This is a genomic window from Stenotrophomonas sp. ATCM1_4 (assembly GCF_004348115.1).
GTDB lineage: Bacteria > Pseudomonadota > Gammaproteobacteria > Xanthomonadales > Xanthomonadaceae > Stenotrophomonas > Stenotrophomonas capsici.
On sequence record NZ_QPFB01000001.1, the window covers coordinates 663,475 to 681,155 of the forward strand.

Annotated in this window: 14 protein-coding genes; 8 read left to right on the forward strand and 6 right to left on the reverse strand. The window is 67.5% G+C overall.

What is annotated here, in order from left to right; all coding sequences use genetic code 11:
• The first annotated feature begins 47 nt into the window (after positions 1-47).
• The 3 genes from ispG (at position 48) to ATCM_RS03190 (ending at position 2,958) form a co-directional block, all read left to right on the forward strand.
• On the forward strand, positions 48-1,313 hold the full coding sequence (ispG, locus tag ATCM_RS03180) for a flavodoxin-dependent (E)-4-hydroxy-3-methylbut-2-enyl-diphosphate synthase (protein ID WP_132862805.1): 1,266 nt from the start codon (positions 48-50) through the stop codon (positions 1,311-1,313).
• On the forward strand, positions 1,294-1,983 hold the full coding sequence (locus ATCM_RS03185) for a phosphatase PAP2 family protein (protein WP_132862806.1): 690 nt from the start codon (positions 1,294-1,296) through the stop codon (positions 1,981-1,983). The genes ispG and ATCM_RS03185 overlap by 20 nt, the downstream gene beginning before the upstream one ends.
• Positions 1,984-2,310: 327 nt before the next feature.
• Complete coding sequence (locus tag ATCM_RS03190) at positions 2,311-2,958, forward strand: response regulator (protein ID WP_132862807.1); 648 nt, start codon at positions 2,311-2,313, stop codon at positions 2,956-2,958.
• A 206-nt stretch (positions 2,959-3,164) separates the two neighbouring features.
• Here ATCM_RS03190 and rne read toward each other — a convergent pair whose 3' ends face one another.
• Positions 3,165-6,305 (reverse strand): ribonuclease E, encoded by a 3,141-nt coding sequence (gene rne / locus ATCM_RS03195; RefSeq protein WP_132862808.1) that lies wholly within the window; start codon positions 6,303-6,305, stop codon positions 3,165-3,167.
• A 410-nt stretch (positions 6,306-6,715) separates the two neighbouring features.
• Here rne and ATCM_RS03200 point away from each other — a divergent pair, with 410 nt between their 5' ends.
• On the forward strand, positions 6,716-7,687 hold the full coding sequence (locus ATCM_RS03200) for an RluA family pseudouridine synthase (protein WP_132862809.1): 972 nt from the start codon (positions 6,716-6,718) through the stop codon (positions 7,685-7,687).
• Positions 7,688-7,726: 39 nt separating this feature from the next.
• Here ATCM_RS03200 and zupT read toward each other — a convergent pair whose 3' ends face one another.
• Genes zupT through ATCM_RS03215 form a run of 3 tightly spaced genes read right to left on the reverse strand, consistent with a single transcriptional unit; the run spans position 7,727 to position 9,326 of the window.
• A complete protein-coding gene (gene zupT, locus ATCM_RS03205) occupies positions 7,727-8,536 on the reverse strand; it encodes a zinc transporter ZupT (RefSeq protein ID WP_132862810.1) in 810 nt (269 codons plus the stop codon).
• Between the two features lie 24 nt (positions 8,537-8,560).
• Positions 8,561-8,977, reverse strand: a complete 417-nt coding sequence (locus tag ATCM_RS03210; protein ID WP_132862811.1) for an energy transducer TonB — start codon at positions 8,975-8,977, stop codon at positions 8,561-8,563.
• 1 nt (position 8,978) lies between these two features.
• Entirely contained in the window at positions 8,979-9,326 is a 348-nt protein-coding gene (locus ATCM_RS03215) for a 4a-hydroxytetrahydrobiopterin dehydratase (RefSeq protein ID WP_132862812.1), read from the reverse strand.
• Between the two features lie 94 nt (positions 9,327-9,420).
• Here ATCM_RS03215 and ATCM_RS03220 point away from each other — a divergent pair, with 94 nt between their 5' ends.
• Positions 9,421-10,020: an NfuA family Fe-S biogenesis protein gene (locus ATCM_RS03220; protein ID WP_132862813.1), complete on the forward strand. Its 600-nt coding sequence runs from the start codon at positions 9,421-9,423 to the stop codon at positions 10,018-10,020.
• A 12-nt stretch (positions 10,021-10,032) separates the two neighbouring features.
• Positions 10,033-11,823 carry a hypothetical protein gene (locus ATCM_RS03225; RefSeq protein WP_132862814.1) on the forward strand — a complete coding sequence of 597 codons (1,791 nt, stop codon included), beginning with the start codon at positions 10,033-10,035 and terminating at the stop codon, positions 11,821-11,823.
• A 174-nt stretch (positions 11,824-11,997) separates the two neighbouring features.
• Here the strand turns inward: ATCM_RS03225 and ATCM_RS03230 are convergent, their stop codons facing one another.
• Complete coding sequence (locus ATCM_RS03230) at positions 11,998-12,459, reverse strand: cytochrome c (protein WP_132862815.1); 462 nt, start codon at positions 12,457-12,459, stop codon at positions 11,998-12,000.
• A 9-nt stretch (positions 12,460-12,468) separates the two neighbouring features.
• Positions 12,469-12,855 carry a c-type cytochrome gene (locus ATCM_RS03235; RefSeq protein ID WP_132862816.1) on the reverse strand — a complete coding sequence of 129 codons (387 nt, stop codon included), beginning with the start codon at positions 12,853-12,855 and terminating at the stop codon, positions 12,469-12,471.
• A gap of 225 nt (positions 12,856-13,080) precedes the next feature.
• Between ATCM_RS03235 and ATCM_RS03240 the strand changes: the two genes are divergently transcribed.
• Both ATCM_RS03240 and ATCM_RS03245 read left to right on the forward strand, forming a co-directional pair.
• The gene (locus ATCM_RS03240; RefSeq protein WP_132862817.1) at positions 13,081-14,214 is read left to right on the forward strand and encodes an efflux RND transporter periplasmic adaptor subunit; all 1,134 of its coding nucleotides are present in this window, start codon (positions 13,081-13,083) and stop codon (positions 14,212-14,214) included.
• Entirely contained in the window at positions 14,211-17,678 is a 3,468-nt protein-coding gene (locus ATCM_RS03245; RefSeq protein ID WP_132862818.1) for an efflux RND transporter permease subunit, read from the forward strand. The genes ATCM_RS03240 and ATCM_RS03245 overlap by 4 nt, the downstream gene beginning before the upstream one ends.
• The last annotated feature ends 3 nt before the right edge of the window (positions 17,679-17,681 follow it).

Sequence of the window (17,681 nt, forward strand, 5' to 3'; positions counted from 1 at the left end):
TGGAGGGTTCATGCCCGCGAGGCGGCCGGCGCGCTAAAATGCCGCCTATGTACGACGCCGTCACTCGCCCAACCCCGCCCACCGACGCCACCGCGTGGCCCCGCCGCATCACCCAGGCCGTGACCATCGGCGGTGTGAAGGTGGGCGGTGGCAATCCCGTGGTCGTCCAGTCGATGACCAACACCGATACCGCCGACGTGGCGGCCAGCGTCAAGCAGGTCGCCGACCTGTGGCGCGCCGGCTCGGAGATGGTGCGGCTGACCGTCAACAACCCCGAATCGGCCGCCGCCATCCCGCGCATCGTCGAGAAGCTGCGGATGATGGGCATCGAAGTGCCGCTGATCGGCGACTTCCATTACAACGGCCACCAGCTGCTGACCAATGAACCGGCCTGTGCCGAGGCGCTGGCCAAGTACCGCATCAACCCGGGCAACGTCGGCTTCGGCAAGAAGAAGGACACCCAGTTCGCGCAGCTGATCGAGTTCGCGATCAGGTACGACAAGCCGGTGCGCATCGGCGCCAACTGGGGGTCGCTGGACCAGGCACTTGCCGCGAAGCTGATGGACGAGAACAGCCAGCGCGAGCAGCCCTGGGATGCCGGCCGCGTGCTGCGCGAGGCGTTGATCCGCTCGGCGCTGGATTCGGCGCAGACCGCCGTGGAGCTGGGCCTGCCGCGCGATCGCATCGTGCTCTCGGCCAAGGTCAGTGGCGTGCAGGAACTGATCGCGGTCTACCGCGACCTGGCCAATCGCTCCGATTTCGCCCTGCACCTGGGCCTGACCGAGGCGGGCATCGGCAGCAAGGGCATCGTTGCCTCGTCGGCGGCGCTGGCGGTGCTGCTGCAGGAAGGCATCGGCGATACCATCCGCATCTCGCTGACCCCGGAACCGGGCCAGGCGCGCACGCAGGAAGTCATCGTCGCCCAGGAACTACTGCAGACCACCGGCCAACGTGCGTTCACGCCGATGGTCACCGCCTGCCCGGGCTGTGGTCGCACCACCTCCGAGTTCTTCCAGGAGCTGGCCAAGGTGGTGCAGAACCATGTGCGCGAGAAGATGCCGGTGTGGCGGGTCAGCCACCCCGGGGCGGAGAACATGACCCTGGCGGTGATGGGGTGCATCGTCAACGGGCCGGGTGAGTCACGCCACGCCAACATCGGCATCTCGTTGCCGGGTACCGGCGAGACGCCGGCCGCGCCGGTGTTCGTCGATGGCGAGAAGAAGGTGACACTGCGTGGTGAGAACATCGCCCAGGAATTCGTCGCGCTGATCGACGACTACGTCGAGACCCGGTATGCGCGAAGCTTCGGCTGAGTCCCGGAGCGAAGCCGCCGGTGTGCGGCGCTGGCTGGCCCACAATGCGTGGCGGCTGGTGCTGTTGTTCGTCGGCGTGCTGTTGCCGTTGGCGGGGTTCGTCACCCTCGCCGACGACATTCATGAGGCCGAAGCCTTCCATTTCGACGATGCGCTGCTGTTGCACCTGCATGGGCTGGCCACGCCCGGGCTCAACACGTTCTTCGTGGTGCTGTCCAAGCTGGGCTACGAATGGGGCGTCATCCCGCTGGATGTGCTGATCGTGGCGGTGCTGCTGCTGCGCCGGCGCTGGCGCAAGGCAGCATTCGCGGCCACCGCGTTCGTGGGGTCGGCGCTGCTGAACCTGGGCAGCAAGCAGCTGTTCCAGCGCGAACGCCCGAGCCTGTGGGAATCGATCGCCCCGGAGAGCACGTTCAGCTTTCCCAGCGGGCACGCCATGGGCTCGATGACCCTGGCCGTCGCGGCGGTGCTGCTGACCTGGCACACCCGCTGGCGTTGGCCGGTGCTGCTGGCCGCCATCACCTTCGCGGGGCTGGTCAGCCTGTCACGGGTGTACCTAGGCGTGCACTATCCCTCCGATATCCTGGGGGGCTGGTGTGCCGCGCTGGTCTGGGTGATCGGCGTCCACACGGTGATGTTCCGGCGCCGCTGGTCGCTTCCGGCACCATGATTTGCTGTCAGATTGTCAGCGATTTTTACTAAGAAAAATCTTAAATGCGCGGGGGAAAAGGGCTGATGGATCAGCTCCGCGCATCACGCGATAGTAGCTCCAACGGCGTCGTTGCAGTGTTTCAGCGTCGTGACGGCACGGGATGCAGGTCATGCGCCGCGTGATCCGGTCAGCGAAGCGCTGACCCGGTTGCAGAGTGTTCTGACGGGTTCTGGTCGATAATACGCAAGGCCTTGGTCTTGGGTGGCGGTGGGGACCGTCGCCTCGTGTGCCCCCGGCGGGCAATGGCTCTGGCTTCAACTATCACCTCGGTACGAGGACTGCGGTATGACCATCAGCGTTTTTCTCATCGATGACCATGCGCTTGTGCGCACGGGCATCCGGATGATCCTCTCCGGCCAGGCCGACATCGAGGTCGTCGGTGAAGCGGACAGCGGCGAGGCCGCGTTGCCGCAGATCCGTCGGCTGCGCCCCGACGTGGTGCTGTGCGACCTGCACCTTCCCGGGTTGAGCGGGCTGGAGATCACCGAGCGCATCGTCAAGGGCGACCATGGCACGCGGGTGATCATCGTGTCGGTGCTGGAGGATGGGCCGATGCCGAAGCGGTTGCTGGAGGCCGGTGCGTCGGGGTACGTGGGCAAGGCCGGCGATTCGCGCGAGCTGATCCGCGCGGTGCATGACGTTGCCACCGGCAAGCGTTACCTGGCCAACAGCATTGCCCAGAACCTGGCGCTGTCGAACCTGGAGGGTGAGTTGTCGCCATTTGATTCCCTGTCCCCGCGTGAGCTGGAGGTGGCGTTGCTGCTGATCCAGGGTCATCGCCAGGAAGAGATCGCGCGGCGCTTGAGCCTCAGTGCCAAGACGGTCAATACGCACAAGGCGCGGCTGTTCCAGAAGATGGGGGTACAGGACAACATCGCCCTGGCGCGGTTGGCCACGCAGTACGGCGTGGGTGATCCGGCCCGCGCGCTCTGAGCCAATTCAAATCGCATGGAAGGCAGGGTGGTCGCGAGGCCGCCCTTTCTTTTTGCCCGCGGATGGAAGGGCAGGGCCGGTGATGCAGGAGGCATGCACGAACGGTGGTGGGTGTTGCAGGCTGCGGCGGTGAGGCGGGTAGCCTGCATGCATGAAAAAGGGCGGCCAGTGGCCGCCCTTTTGGCTACAGCGATGAGACGAGGGGATCAGCCGTTGCGCGGCTGGTCGGACTCGGCTTCCACCTTGTCGCTTTCCTCGACCTTGACCGGTTCGACGTGGGCAACGGCTTCCGGCTTCCGGGTTTCCGGGGCGTCGGTGACTTCGACCGTGGCCGGTGCTGCTTCGAACAGCTGGCCGTTTTCCGGTGCGACCGCGCTGCTTGTCGGTGCTTCGACAGCGGCGGGGGCTACTGGCGCGGGCGCGTCAACCACCGGTGCTGCAGCGGCTTCCACCTTGGGAGCGGCTTCGGCGGCGAGCGGCGCTGCTTCCACGACGGGCGTTTCGACGGCCGGTGCGTCAACCGTCACCGGCGCCTCCGCCCCTGCCTTGGGAGCTGCCGTAGCCGGGACCTCGGCGAGGACCGGTGCTGCCTCGGCTTCCGGCTTCGCGGGCTCGATCACGACCGGGGCCGGTTCGACGACTGGCGTCACCGTCGCCGGTGCGGCCGGGGTGGCCTGCTCAGCCACCGGGCGGGTGACCGCCACCGGCTCGGTGACCACGGTTGCGGATGCGGCTTCTGCCTTCGGTGCCGGTGCGGAAACGGTGTCCTTGGCCGGAGCTGCAGCCTGAGCAGACTTCACGGCAGCGGCTTCACCCGGCTCGTCATCGAACTCGAACTCCGGCTGGGCGGCCGCTGACTTATGGGGGGCAACGTCCGCCACCTCGCCATCGTCGATTTCATCGATGCTGTCCTCGTCGGATTCATTGCCCAGCACCTCGCCGGCGGCGGCGCCTTCGGCGTTGCCACGACGACGACGACGGCCGCCACGACGGCCGCGGCGACGGCGGCTGCCGGCTTCACCGGCGGCTTCGTCACCGGCAGCGGCGGCCGGGTTGGCATCGTCGCTGGCAACCGTGCTGTCCACGACCGGTGGGGCGTCGCTGACGGCGACCGGCTTGGCGACTTCAGCGGCAAACACCTTTTCCTTGGGCGCCACGTCCGTCGAGACGGTGTCAGTGGCAACCACGGCGGCGGCAGTCACGGCAGCAGCGCGGGGTGCTTCGGCCTGCGGCTGGCGTGCCGGCTTCTCGGCAGCGGGCTGCTGCTGGACGGCCTTGTCGGCGTCCTGCGGCTTGGCTTGCTTGGGCTGCTTCGGCTGCTTGGGCTGCTGCTCGTTGCGGGGCTGCTTGGGCTGCTGTTGCTGCTGTTCGTTGCGCTGCTTGGGCTGCTGCTGGCCGTTGTTCTGGTTCTGGGCCTGCTGCTGCGGCGCGTTGCCGTTCTGGCGGCGCTCTTCACGACGGTCCTCGCGGCGTTCGTCACGACGCTGGTCCTCGCGGCGGTTGCCGTTGCCGGCCTTCTGGGCGTTGTTGCCGTTGCGGTTGTCGCGGCGCTGGTTGCGATCATTGCGGTTGTTGCGACCGCCTTCGTGCTGGCGCTGCGGCTGGGCCGGCTGCGCGGTGGCTGCCGTGCCTTCGCCACCGAAGATGCGCTTGAGCCAGCCCATCACGCCGCCCGCGGCCGGGGCTGCTGCGGGAGCGACCGGTGCCGGCGTCGGTGCGGCCTCGACCACTTCGCGGACCGGTGCCGGCTGGCTGTGCTTGACGTGGGTCACCGCCGGTGCCGGCGGGATGTTCAGCTGGGCCTTGGTCAGGGCATGCACCGGCAGCTTGCGCGGGGTGCCACGCTGGTAGCTGGGCTTGCCTGATTCTTCGCCCAGCTCGTTCTCGCGCAGGCGGGTGACTTCGTAGTGCGGGGTGTGCAGCTGCTCATCGGCGACGATGATGATCGGCGCGTCGTGGCGACGCTCGATCTCACGCAGCGCGCCGCGCTTCTCGTTGAGCAGGAAGTTGGCGATCTCGACCGGGGCCTGGACCAGCACCTGCCCGGTGTTTTCCTTCATGGCGTGTTCTTCGGCCACGCGGATGATCGACAGCGACAGCGACTCGACGCTGCGCATGCGGCCCTGGCCATCGCAACGCGGGCAGACGATCTGGCTGGACTCGCCCAGGCTCGGACGCAGGCGCTGGCGGCTCATTTCCATGAGGCCGAAGCGCGAGATGCGGCCCAGCTGGACGCGGGCGCGGTCGTACTTCAGGGCGTTCTGCAGGCGGTTCTCGACCTCGCGTTGGTGCTTGTTCGAGGACATGTCGATGAAGTCGATCACCACCAGGCCACCCAGGTCGCGCAGGCGCAGCTGGCGGGCGACCTCTTCGGCGGCCTCCAGGTTGGTCTGGAACGCGGTGTCCTCGATGTCGGTGCCCTTGGTGGCACGGGCCGAGTTCACGTCGATGGCGGTCAGGGCTTCGGTCTGGTCAACCACGATCGAGCCGCCCGAGGGCAGGCGCACGTTGCGCTCGTAGATCGCCTCGATCTGCGATTCGATCTGGAAGCGGTTGAACAGCGGGATGTCGTCCTTGTAATGCTTGAGCTTGCGCAGGGTCTGCGGCATCACCTGCTGCATGAACTCGCGCGCGGTCTCGTACAGCTCTTCGGTGTCGACCAGGATCTCGCCGATGTCCGAGCGCAGGTAGTCGCGCAGGGCGCGCACGATCAGGCGCGACTCCTGGTAGATCAGGAACGGGGCCGGCTTGGTCAGCGCGGCTTCGGCGATCGAGCGCCAGACCTGCAGCAGGTAGTCCAGGTCCCACTGCAGCTCCTCGGCATCGCGGCCGACGCCAGCGGTGCGGATGATCACGCCCATGTCGTCGGGGATGTTGAGCTTGTCCAGCGCTTCCTTCAGGGCAGCGCGGTCTTCACCCTCGATGCGACGCGAGACGCCGCCGGCGGAGGGCGAGTTCGGCATCAGCACCATGTAGCGGCCGGCCAGGGAAATGAACGTGGTCAGGGCAGCGCCCTTGTTGCCACGCTCTTCCTTGTCCACCTGCACGACCACTTCCTGGCCTTCGCGCAGCAGTTCCTTCAGGCCGGCCTTGTGCGGGTCGACGCCAGCCTGGAAATAGTCGCGGGAGATTTCCTTCAGCGGCAGGAAGCCGTGGCGGTCCCCGCCGTACTCGACAAAGGCGGCCTCGAGCGAGGGCTCCAGGCGGGTGATGCGGCCCTTGTAGATGTTGGACTTCTTCTGTTCCTTCGACGGTTGCTCGATGTCGATGTCGTACAGGTTCTGCCCGTCGACGATGGCCACGCGCAGTTCTTCTGCCTGCGTGGCGTTGATCAGCATTCGCTTCATTGTGCGTTCCTCGCGCGCTGCTACCGCGCGGAACGCCATGGGGTTTCGCCTCTGGTCACGGGTCGCCGCCCATTCGCGCAGGCGCGGACAGGGCGGCTTGGGCTTCCAGCGCTACGACACCACGGCAGGCCGCGGGAGCGCTTCTCATTTTTGTTTTAGGTGTTTCAGGGCCGGCGGCCGCATCCGGCCATGGCCGGGGCGTCGCACGGGACATTTGTTTCGTCCAGCTCAGGTGCTTTTGACACCCGGCGATGGCCGGGAACGCCGACGAGCCGCTAACATGGCCGCCCCGGGGGCGGTGGCCGCGCACTGTGCCGGATTCGTAGGGAGCGGGGCTTCTGGCCCTGACCAACTTCCAACGAAATCAAACCCTTATATCGCCCCCCGAGTGTAGCAGAATAAATAGGCAGATGACTGACTCCGAACACCGCCAAGCACCGCCCGCGGGCAAGACCAGCGTGCGCATGATCAAGGTCCCCGAGGACCGGGCAGGCCAACGCCTGGACAACTTCCTGCTCGGCCAGCTCAGGGGTGCCCCGCGCAGCCTGGTCTACAAGCTGGTCCGCAGCGGCCAGGTACGGGTCAACGGTGGTCGCGCCAAGGCCGACCGCAAGCTGGAGGCCGGCGAAGAGGTGCGGGTGCCACCCGTCAATCTCAGTGAAGTCGGAGACAAGGCGCCGCCGCCGGCCAGCTTCCTGCAGCGCATGGAGCTGGCCATCGTCTTCGAGGATGCCAAGCTGCTGGTGATCAACAAGCCCTCGGGGGTGGCCAGCCACGGCGGCAGTGGCATCAGCCATGGCGCCATCGAGACCATGCGTGCGCTGCGCCCGAACCTGAACCTGGAACTGGTCCACCGGCTGGACCGGGACACCTCCGGCCTGCTGATCCTGGCCAAGAAGCGTTCGGCCCTGAGCGAGCTGCAGGCGATGCTGCGCGAGGACCATGGCGGCATCCAGAAGCGCTACCTGACCCTGCTGGTCGGGCGCATGCCCGATGGCGTGATGAGCGTGGATGCCCCCTTGCTGGTGGGGCTGCGCCAGGGTGGGGAGCGCCATGTCCAGGTCAACCAGGGCGGCAAGCCGTCGTTGAGCCACTTCCGGGTGCTGGAACGGCGGGGCGGGCATTCGTACTGCGAGGTGCGGATCGAAACCGGGCGTACCCACCAGATCCGCGTGCATGCCCAGCACATTGGTCACCCGGTCGCCGGGGATGACAAGTACGGCGATCCGGCGGTTAACAAGCGGCTTCGTGAGCAGATCGGGCTGAAACGCCTGTTCCTGCATGCCGCTTCGCTGGAGTTCGCGCTGGACGCTGGCAAGACACCTTATGTATTGAATGCGCCGCTGGCGCCGGAGCTGGCCGAAGCGTTGGACCGGCTGTGAGGCGCAGGGAAGGGGGCGGGCATCGCCCCCTTCTTCATCTCACCACTTGAACAGCACCAGGCTGATGGCGATGGTGGCCATGCCGATCACCAGTCCGTAGACGGTTTCGTGCCCCTTGGCATAGCGCTTGGCGGCCGGTAGCAGCTCGTCCAGTGCCAGGAACACCATGATGCCGGCGATCAGCCCGAACACCGCGCCGAAGGTGGCGTTGGACAGGGAGCCGGCCAGGGCGAAGAAGCCGATCGCCGCACCCACCGGTTCGGCCAGCCCGGACAACAGGCTGGCGCCGAAGGCGTAGGACTTGCGGCCCGTGGCGAAGTACACCGGTACCGCGATGGCAATGCCCTCGGGAATGTTGTGGATGGCGATGGCGAAGGCCAGCGGCAACCCGACGGATGGGCTTTCCAGCGTGGCAAAGAACGTGGCCAGGCCTTCAGGGAAGTTGTGGGCGGTGATCGCCACCGCGCTGAGCAGGCCTACCCGGCGGATGCTGCTGCGGTTCTTTTCCTTGAACGCGGGGTCCTGCTTGTCCAGCGTTTCATGGGGGTTGGGGACGAAGTGGTCGATCAGCACCACCAGGATCACGCCGGCCAGGAACCAGAGCGTGCCGTAGGTGAAGCCCAGGCGCTCGCCATAGGCCAGCGCGAAGGAGGCCACCGACTTGTTGAGGATCTCCGACAGCGACACGTACACCATCGCGCCGCCGGCGAAGGCCAGCCCGAACGCCAGCAGTCGCGGGTTGGGCCGCTTGGAGAACAGCACCAACAGGCTGCCGATGGCCGTGGCCAGGCCGGCAGCGAAGGTCAGCCCGAATGCGACCCAGAGATTGTCGAGGGAAACGGCGTGCATGGAGGAGGCGCCGGGCAGGGGCAATCAGCCGCCGCGACGCGCACGCTCCTCGATCGCGAAGCACTCGTCCGGCTTGGGCTGGGGCGGGTTGAAGCTGACCGGGACCTGGATGGTGGTCGGCACGGCCTGGCCATTGCGGGTGGCGGCCTTGAACTTCCATTCACGCACGCGGGCGATGGCCGAGTCATCCAGCTGGCTGTTGCCGCTGGTGGTGACCAGGGTGACATCGGTCGGCGTGCCCTGCGGGCCGACGACGACGCGCAGCACGCTCTTGCCGCCCACGCCGGCGCAGGCCAGCTCGGCCGGGTAGTCCGGTGGCGGGGTCTGCACGGCGGCTACTTCGGTGGGGGCGACGGCCGGTGCGGCCGGTTGGTCGGAGCCGTTGCAGGCGGCGAGGGCGGTGGCGGTGGCCAGCGCGCCCAACAGCAGACGCAGGTTCATGTCATTGCTCCGTAAGTGCGGATGCCTTGGCGGCACAGATGAAGTCGTTCTCACTCAGGCCGCCGACATCGTGGGTGGAGAAGCGCACCACCGCGCGGTCGTAATGCACGCCCAGGTCGGGGTGGTGGTCTTCCTGGTGGGCGATCCAGGCCAGCGCGTTCACGAATGCCATCGTGGCGTGGTAGTTGTCGAAGCGGAAGGTGCGCAGCAGGGCCTGGCCGTTCTCCGCCAGTTCCCAGCCGGGGACCTGTGGCAGCAGCTCCGCCAGGCGCGCCTGGCCCAGTCGGTTTTCGTGGCCGCGGCGGGGAATGCAATGTGCCTGGACGAGCGGGATCAGATCTGGGGCCATGGGAGCCTCCTTCAAGGCAAGGGACTGATGAACGGTATCGCGCCTGGAATCAGTGTCCCATCAGCGTCAACCAAGACACGGCTAGAATACCCGGATGATCCAGATCTCAGATACCGCCCAAAGCTATTTCCGCAAGTTGATCGAACGCGAGGCCGTGCCCGGCATGGGCGTGCGCCTGAGCGCGGTCGAGCCGGGAACGCCGCGTGCCGATGCGCGCCTGGAGTTCGCCGAGCCGACCGAACTGCTCGGTGACGAGTGGGCGGTGGATTGCGATGGTTTCACCTTGTACGTGGCCGCCACCAGCGTGGCATGGCTGGACGGGGCGGAGATCGACTTCGTCACCCAGTCCGCCGGTACCCAGCAGCTGACCATCAAGGCACCCAAGATCAAGGGAGAGGCACCCGGCGACGCTGCGTCGATGGTGGAGTGCGTGCATTGGGTGGTCGAGAACGAGATCAACCCGCAGCTGGCCTCGCACGGTGGCCGCGTGGCGGTGCAGGAAGTCTCCGCCGATGGCGTGGTGCTGCTGCGTTTCGGCGGTGGCTGCCATGGCTGCGGCATGGCCGACGTGACCTTGAAGCAGGGGATCGAGAAGACCTTGATGGGCCGTGTGCCGGGCGTGACCGCCGTGCGCGATGCGACCGACCACGGCAGTGGCCAGGCGCCTTACATTCCGCGCGGCAGCGCGGGCTGAGTTGAGCGCCGCATGCCGGTGACGTCAGTTGCCGAGTTGATCGACCTGCTGGCCAGCCGCCGGCAGGCCAGCATTCTGCATGATCGCCGCACCGGCATGCCGTACAGCTGGAGTAACTGGCTGCGCACGCGTGCATCGCGTGGTGGCAGCCAATTCAATGACCAAGAGGTGCGCGCGCTGATGGGCGCGCGCGCTGCGCCCGCGCGTGGCACGGTGCCGGCATTGATGCCGTTGTGGCAGGCCATCGCGCTGATGTTGTGGCACGGTGGCGACGATCCGCCGCCGCGCGACCAGCGCAGGCTGCGCTGGTTCTCCGGCTTCTTCAGCGCGGGCCTGCACCTGTTGTTCGCGGTGTTGCTGTTGTGGGTGGCCATGATCCGCAGCAATGCGCCGGATGCGAGCGCCGAGGAAGGCGAGCGCGTGCAGGTCGAATACATCGGGCGCGGCACTCCCGACACGGAAGGCGGCGGTGCGCCACAGGCACAGGGGGAACCGGGTGCACCGGCTGCACCGGCGGCGTCGGGCGATGCCGCGTCCATGGCAGCTGCCGCGCAGCCGCAACGCGGGCAGGACGTGCCAGTCGACGCGGCGGCCGATGTGGCTTCCGAGCCATCGCCTGCGCCGGCGGAGGAGAGCCCCACCCGCACGCCTGCGCCTCCCGTCGCGCAACCGCTGCAGGTCACCGAGACCGCGCAACCAACCACGGATTTCGTGCTGACCCCGCCCACGGTGCAGGTGCCGGCGGTGAGCCAGCCCAGCGTGACCACGCCGGAAGTGCGCGTGCGCGAACGGACGGTGGAAACGGTGACCGAGCGACCGCTGGTGACCTCGCAGGTGCGCCAGCCGACGGAAGTCCAGGCACAGGTGCGCGCACCCGACATGCAGGTGCGTGAGCGCCAGGTGGAGGTCGCGCCACGGCAGCAGGTGCAGATGGCGGCCGTGCAGGCGCGCGGCGCCGAGGTACAGGTGCGCTCGCGCGAGATCGCGGTACGCGAGCGACAGGTAGAGGCGGCGCCCCGCCAAGCGGTATCGATGGCGCAGGTGCGCTCGAATGCGCCCGAGGTGCAGGTGAAGTCACCGGGCATGGCCGTGCGCGAGCGGCAGATACCGGGTGCTGCGGAGGCACCGGCGGCCCGCAGTGCCGAGGGGGCTGCGCAGGCGACGTCGACGGCTGCCACGGGTGCGACGACGGCAGCGACCGCCTCCAGCGCGCCCTCCGCCGGCAACCCGGCGGCGAACGCGGCATCGTCGCGCTCCGGCAGCAGTGCCGGTGCCGGTCCCGCCGCGCAGGACCGCTCCGGCGGTTGGGCCGCGGCCACGCGCGGGGATGATTGGGGGGCTTCCCGACGGCAGGTGGAAGGCAGCGCCGGCGGACAGTCGGACCAGGGCCGCGGCTTGTTCAACGCCGACGGCAGCGTGCGCCTGGCCGGGGACGGCGAGAAGGGCCAGGAGCCGAAGCGGGGCGCACCGGGCGGTGATTCGGACAGCTGGACGCGTGAGCGTATCGCCGAGTCCGGTACCTGGCTCAAGCGGCCGCCCTATGAGTTCACTCCGACCTCGTTCGACAAGTATTGGGTGCCCAACGAGTCGCTGCTGGCCGAATGGGTGCGCAAGGGCATCAAGAGCATCGAGATTCCGATTCCCGGCAGCAGCAGCAAGATTTCCTGCGTGGTGTCGATGCTGCAGTTCGGCGGTGGCTGTGGCCTGACCAACCCAAACATGCAGGAGCAGCCGGCCGAAGCGCGGCCGCCACCGGACATCCCGTTCAAGAAGGAACTGCAGGAAGACAACGGCAGCCGCTGAGGTGGTTGCCTGCGGCTGGTGCGGCTTGAGGCGTAAACCCAACCGCTCACCAGTCCCTCGCATGTTGGCGGGAGAGAGGCTCAAGCAGGCGGGATCAAACACGCCAGCACGCAAAAAAGCCGCCCCTGGGCGGCATTTTTGCGTCTGTCAGAGTGGTTCGGTTGCCGGGCCGGCTCAGTTCACGCCGTGCAGATCACGCAACTGGGTGGGACGCGAGCCGAAGTAGGCGGCAAGGTCGGCGATGTCCTGGTCGCTGAGGCTGGCGGCCTGCGGGGTCATCAGCATGTGGTCGCGGTCGCCGCGTCGATAGGCCTGCAGCGCATGGGCGAGGTAATCGCCGTACTGGCCCCCCAGGCGCGGGTAGGTGGGGTCGATCGGGGCGTTGCCGTCCGCGCCGTGGCAATCGATGCAGCTCTGGCCGGTGGCCTTGCCCTTGGCGTTGGCCAACTGTTCGCCGATGGCGATGCGGCCCTGTGGCAGGCCGGCGGAGGAGCTCGAACCGTGTTCGCCGCTGGCATGGCCGGGATCGCCGGCGGAGGTGCTGGCCGATTCCACTTCCGATTGTGTACACGCTGCCAGCGCCAGGGCAGCGAGCAGGACGATGGACAAGCGCGTTGCGTGCGTTGCTTTCGACATGGGCGATGCCTATTTGACGGTGGACAGGTAAGTGGCGAGGTCAGCGATTTCCTGCGCGCTGAAACTCATCGACTGGGCCTGCATGGTCGGGTGCTTGCGCTTGCCTTCGCGGTATTCGGTCAGCGCCTGGGAAAGGTACTGCGCCGACTGGCCGCCGATCTTGGGCACGCGGTAGCTGGGATAGGCATTCTTGTAGCCGGTGATGCCGTGGCAGCCCTGGCAGGTATAGGCCAGGGTGCGTCCGGCTTCGGGGTTCCCCACGGGAGCTGCAGGCGCGGCGGCTGCGGGCGCAGGGGGCGGTGCGGCGGGTGGATCAGACGGCGGTTCTGCGAGGGCGGCCCCGGTGGTCAGGGCGAAAGCCAGAACGAAACAAGCGGCGAGCGGCTGCGGGCGCATGGTTTCCTTGTCCGGTAAGCGGGTCTGTTGTTCCGCCGTGGGGGACACGGAACGGGCCGAGTATAGCCCGCGTATTTACCGGTCCGGTACCCGGTCCGATGCTGCGGCGCGTCAGTATTTGTGGGCAGGAAGGGGACGGGCATGACCTTTGGGGCATGGTGTCCCTGTGGGGTGGTGCAATACTTTGCTACAACACCCCGCCAATGCATCCCCAGGGACCTGACGATGTCGCGATTCTTCTCTCAGCACGGCCGCACCGGAAGCTGCGCCGCTGCACTTCTCATTACCACCTCGCTGCTGCTGGGCGGATGCAAGGCAGGCGGCGAAGAGGCCAAGGCCAAGGCTCCGGAGGAGCAGAAGGCGTCCGACGCGGTTCCGGTCGAGGTGGCCAAGGCTGTCCATCGCGCGATTGCCGCCAGCTATGCCGGTACCGCCGCGCTCGAGGCCCGGGCCGAATCACAGGTGGTGGCCAAGACGTCGGGCGTTGCACTGGCAGTGCTGGTCGAGGAAGGACAGCAGGTCAGTGCCGGCCAGGCGCTGGTGCGGCTGGATCCGGACCGCGCGCGCCTGAGCGTGGCGCAGAGCGAGGCACAGATGCGCAAGCTGGAGAACAGCTACCACCGCGCCGAAAAGCTGGTGCAGCAGCAGCTGGTCAGCGCCGCCGACGTGGACCAGCTGCGCTACGACCTTGAGAACGCACGTGCCCAGTACCGCATGGCGACGCTGGAGCTGTCCTACACCACGGTGGTGGCACCCATTGCCGGCGTGGTGGCTTCGCGTGACATCAAGCCGGGCAACTTCGTGCAGATCAACTCGCCGATCATCCGCATCGTCGACAGCTCCCGGTTGGAGGCGACCTTGAATGTGCCCGAGCGCGAGATCGCCAAGCTCAAGCCGGGCCAGGCGGTCGGGCTGGCGGTGGACGCGCTGCCGGGCAAGCCGTTCACCGGCACGGTGGACCGCGTTGCGCCAGTGGTGGACAACGGCACCGGCACCTTCCGCGTGGTCGCCTCGTTCTCCGGCGAAGGGGACCTGCAGCCGGGCATGTTCGGTCGCCTGAGCATCAACTACGACCAGCGTGCCGACGCGTTGGTGGTGCCGCGCAGCGCGCTGTTGGAGGATGGCGGTGAGCCGGCCGTGTACGTCGTGCGCGACGGCAAGGCACAACGCGCCACGCTGAAGCTGGGCTACGACGATGCCGGCTGGATCGAAGTGCGCGAAGGCCTGAAGAGCGGCGATGAGGTGGTGATCGCCGGCAAGGCGGCGCTGCGCGAAGGCAGTGCCGTGCAGGTCATCGGGCAGGAGAAGAAGGTGGCCGCGGCCGCCCAGGCACCGGCCGCGGGGGCGACCAAGCAATGAGTGCGCACGGACCATCGGCGTCCGGCGGTGGCTTCGACCTGATCGAGTTCGCCACGCGCCGCCGCGTCACCATCGCGATGATGACGCTTACCCTGGTGTTGTTCGGCCTGATCTCGCTGTCCAGCCTGAAGGTCGAGCTGCTGCCGGACCTGAGTTACCCGACGCTGACGGTGCGCACCGACTATGAGGGCGCGGCACCGGCGGAAGTGGAAACACTGATCTCGCAGCCGGCCGAAGAAGCGTTGGGCATCGTCAAGGGCCTGCGCAAGCTGAAGTCGATCTCGCGTACCGGGCAGAGCGATGTGGTGCTCGAGTTCGCCTGGGGCACGGACATGCAGCAGGCGGGCCTGGACGTCCGCGACAAGATGGAGACGCTGCAGCTGCCACTGGAGGCCAAGGCCCCGGTGCTGCTGCGCTTCAACCCGTCGACCCAGCCGATCATGCGCCTTGCACTGTCCTCCCGGCAGGACGCCGGCAACGAGGCCGATGCGATCCGTCGCCTGATGGAACTGCGCCGTTATGCCGACGAGGACCTCAAGCGCAAGCTCGAACCGGTCTCCGGCGTGGCGGCGGTGAAGGTGGGCGGTGGCCTGGAGGATGAGATCCAGGTCGACATCGACCAGCGCAAGCTGGCCCAGTTGGGCCTGTCGCTGGACAACGTGATCCAGCGCCTGCAGCAGGAGAACGTGAACCTGTCCGGCGGACGCCTGGAGGAAGGTTCGCAGCGTTACCTGGTGCGTACGGTCAACCAGTTCGCCACGGTCGAGCAGATGCGCGAGATGCTGCTGACCACCACGGCGGGTGCCTCGTCCAGCAGCTCGACCGGCACCAACCCGCAGCTGATGACGGCGATCCTGGGCAGCAGCGATCCGAACGTGATCGCCGCGCTGCGCAGCGACACCAGCAACGGTGCGCCGAGCGTGCGCCTGAAGGACGTCGCCGACGTGCGGCAGGGGTACAAGGAGCGCGAGGCAGTCATCCGCAGCGCCGGCCACGAGGCAGTGGAGCTGGCCATCTACAAGGAAGGCGACGCCAATACGGTGTCCACGGCCGACGCGCTCGAGAAACGCCTGGAGACGATCCGCAAGGAGCTGCCCAAGGACATCGAGATGACGATGGTGGAGGACCAGTCGGTCTTCATCCGCCACGCCATCAAGGACGTGAAGATCGATGCGGTCATCGGTGGCATCCTGTCGATCCTGATCATCTTCCTGTTCCTGCGCGACGGCTGGAGCACCTTCGTCATCTCGCTGTCGCTGCCGATCTCGATCATCGCCACGTTCTTCTTCATGGGCCAGCTGGGCCTGAGCCTGAACGTGATGTCGCTGGGCGGCCTGGCACTGGCCACCGGCCTGGTGGTGGACGACTCGATCGTGGTGCTGGAATCCATCGCCAAGGCGCGCGAGCGTGGCATGGGCATCCTGGAAGCGGCGATCAAGGGCACGCGCGAAGTGTTCATGGCGGTGGTCGCCTCCACGCTCACCACGATCGCGGTGTTCCTGCCGCTGGTGTTCGTGGAAGGCATCGCCGGCCAGTTGTTCCGCGACCAGGCGCTGACCGTGTCGATCGCCATCGCGGTGTCGCTGGTGGTGTCGATGACGCTGATCCCGATGCTGAGCGCGCTCAAGGGGCGCCCGCCGCTGGAGTTCCCGTCCGAGGCGGTGCGTGAGCCGTGGCGTCCGGAAAGCCGCTGGAAGAAACCGGCGGCCTACGCCGGGCGTGGCGTGGGTGCGCTGTTCCGCTACGGCTTCTTCTCGCTGGCGTGGCTGGTGGTGCGGATCTTCCGCGGCATCGCCGCGGTGGTGGGTCCGGTGATGCGCAAGGCCAGTGACCTGGCGATGGCGCCGTACGGCCGCGCCGAGGCCGGTTACCTGCGGATCCTGCCGGCGGCGCTGAAGCGCCCCTGGCCGGTGCTCGGTGGGGCCGCGCTGGCATTCGCGCTGACCATGGCCGCGCTGCCGCTGCTGGGCGTGGACCTCATCCCGCAGCTGGCGCAGGACCGCTTCGACATGACCGCCAAGCTGCCGCCGGGTACGCCGTTGGCCAGGACCGATGCGCTGGTGCGCGAAGTGCAGCGCCAGCATGCCGGCGAAGAAGGCGTGCGCCTGCTGTACGGCGTGTCCGGTACCGGTACCCGCCTGGACGCCAGCCCGACCGAAAGCGGCGAGAACATCGGCAAGCTCTCGGTGGTAATGAGCGACACCCGGCGTGAGCCGGCGCTGATCGAAAGCCTGCGCCAGACCATGAAGCAGTGGCCGGAAGCGCAGGTGGACTTCGCGCGGCCGGAATTGTTCGCATTGGCCGCGCCGCTGGAGATCGAGATCGAAGGCAACAACCTCGAATCGATCCGCGTGGCCGGCAACCGCTTGGCCGCGATGTTGCGGCAGAGCCCGCACTACGCCGACGTGAAGTCGACGGTGGAGCAGGGCTTCCCGGAGATCCAGATCGTGTTCGACCAGGACCGCGCCGCCGCGCTGGGCCTGACCACGCGCCAGATCGCCGATGCGGTGGTCAACAAGGTGCGCGGCAACGTCGCCACCCGCTACAGCTTCCGTGACCGCAAGATCGACGTGCTGGTGCGCGTGCAGGAATCCGAGCGTGCCTCGGTGGATGACATCCGCCGGCTGATCGTCAACCCCAGCGGCAACAAGCCGGTGGAGCTGATCTCGGTGGCCGACGTCATCGCCACCACCGGCCCGAGCGAGATCCACCGCGCCGACCAGCGTCGCGTGGCGATCGTCTCGGCCAACCTGCGTGACATCGACCTGGGCAAGGCCATCACCGAAGTGCAGAGCATGGTCGCCAAGAATCCGCTGGGCACCGATGTCGGCATGCGCATCGGTGGCCAGGGCGAGGAACTGGGCGAATCGATCCGCTCGCTGCTGTTCGCCTTCGGGCTGGCGATCTTCCTGGTCTACCTGGTGATGGCATCGCAGTTCGAATCGCTGCTGCACCCGTTCGTCATCCTGTTCACCATCCCGTTGGCGCTGGTCGGTGCGGTGGCGGCATTGCTGCTGTCGCGTTCGCCGGTATCGGTGGTGGTGTTCATCGGCCTGATCCTGCTGGTGGGCCTGGTGGTGAAGAACGCGATTATCCTGATCGACAAGGTCAACCAGTTGCGCGAGGACGGCGTGGCCAAGCGCCAGGCATTGGTGGAGGGTGCGCGCTCGCGCCTGCGCCCGATCATGATGACCACCTTGTGCGCGGTGTTCGGCTTCCTGCCGCTGGCGCTGGCCTTCGGCCAGGGCGCCGAGGTGCGCTCGCCGATGGCGATCACCGTGATCGGCGGCCTGCTGGTCTCCACGCTGCTGACGCTGGTGGTGATCCCGGTGGTGTACGACCTGCTGGACCGCAAGCCGGATGAGTTCTATGCCGAGCGTGGCCGTCGTGCACGCTTGGCCGCCGCGCAGGCCGAGCAGGTGATCGCGCACGAAGACGATGCCATCGGCGGCGCCAGGGACTGAACC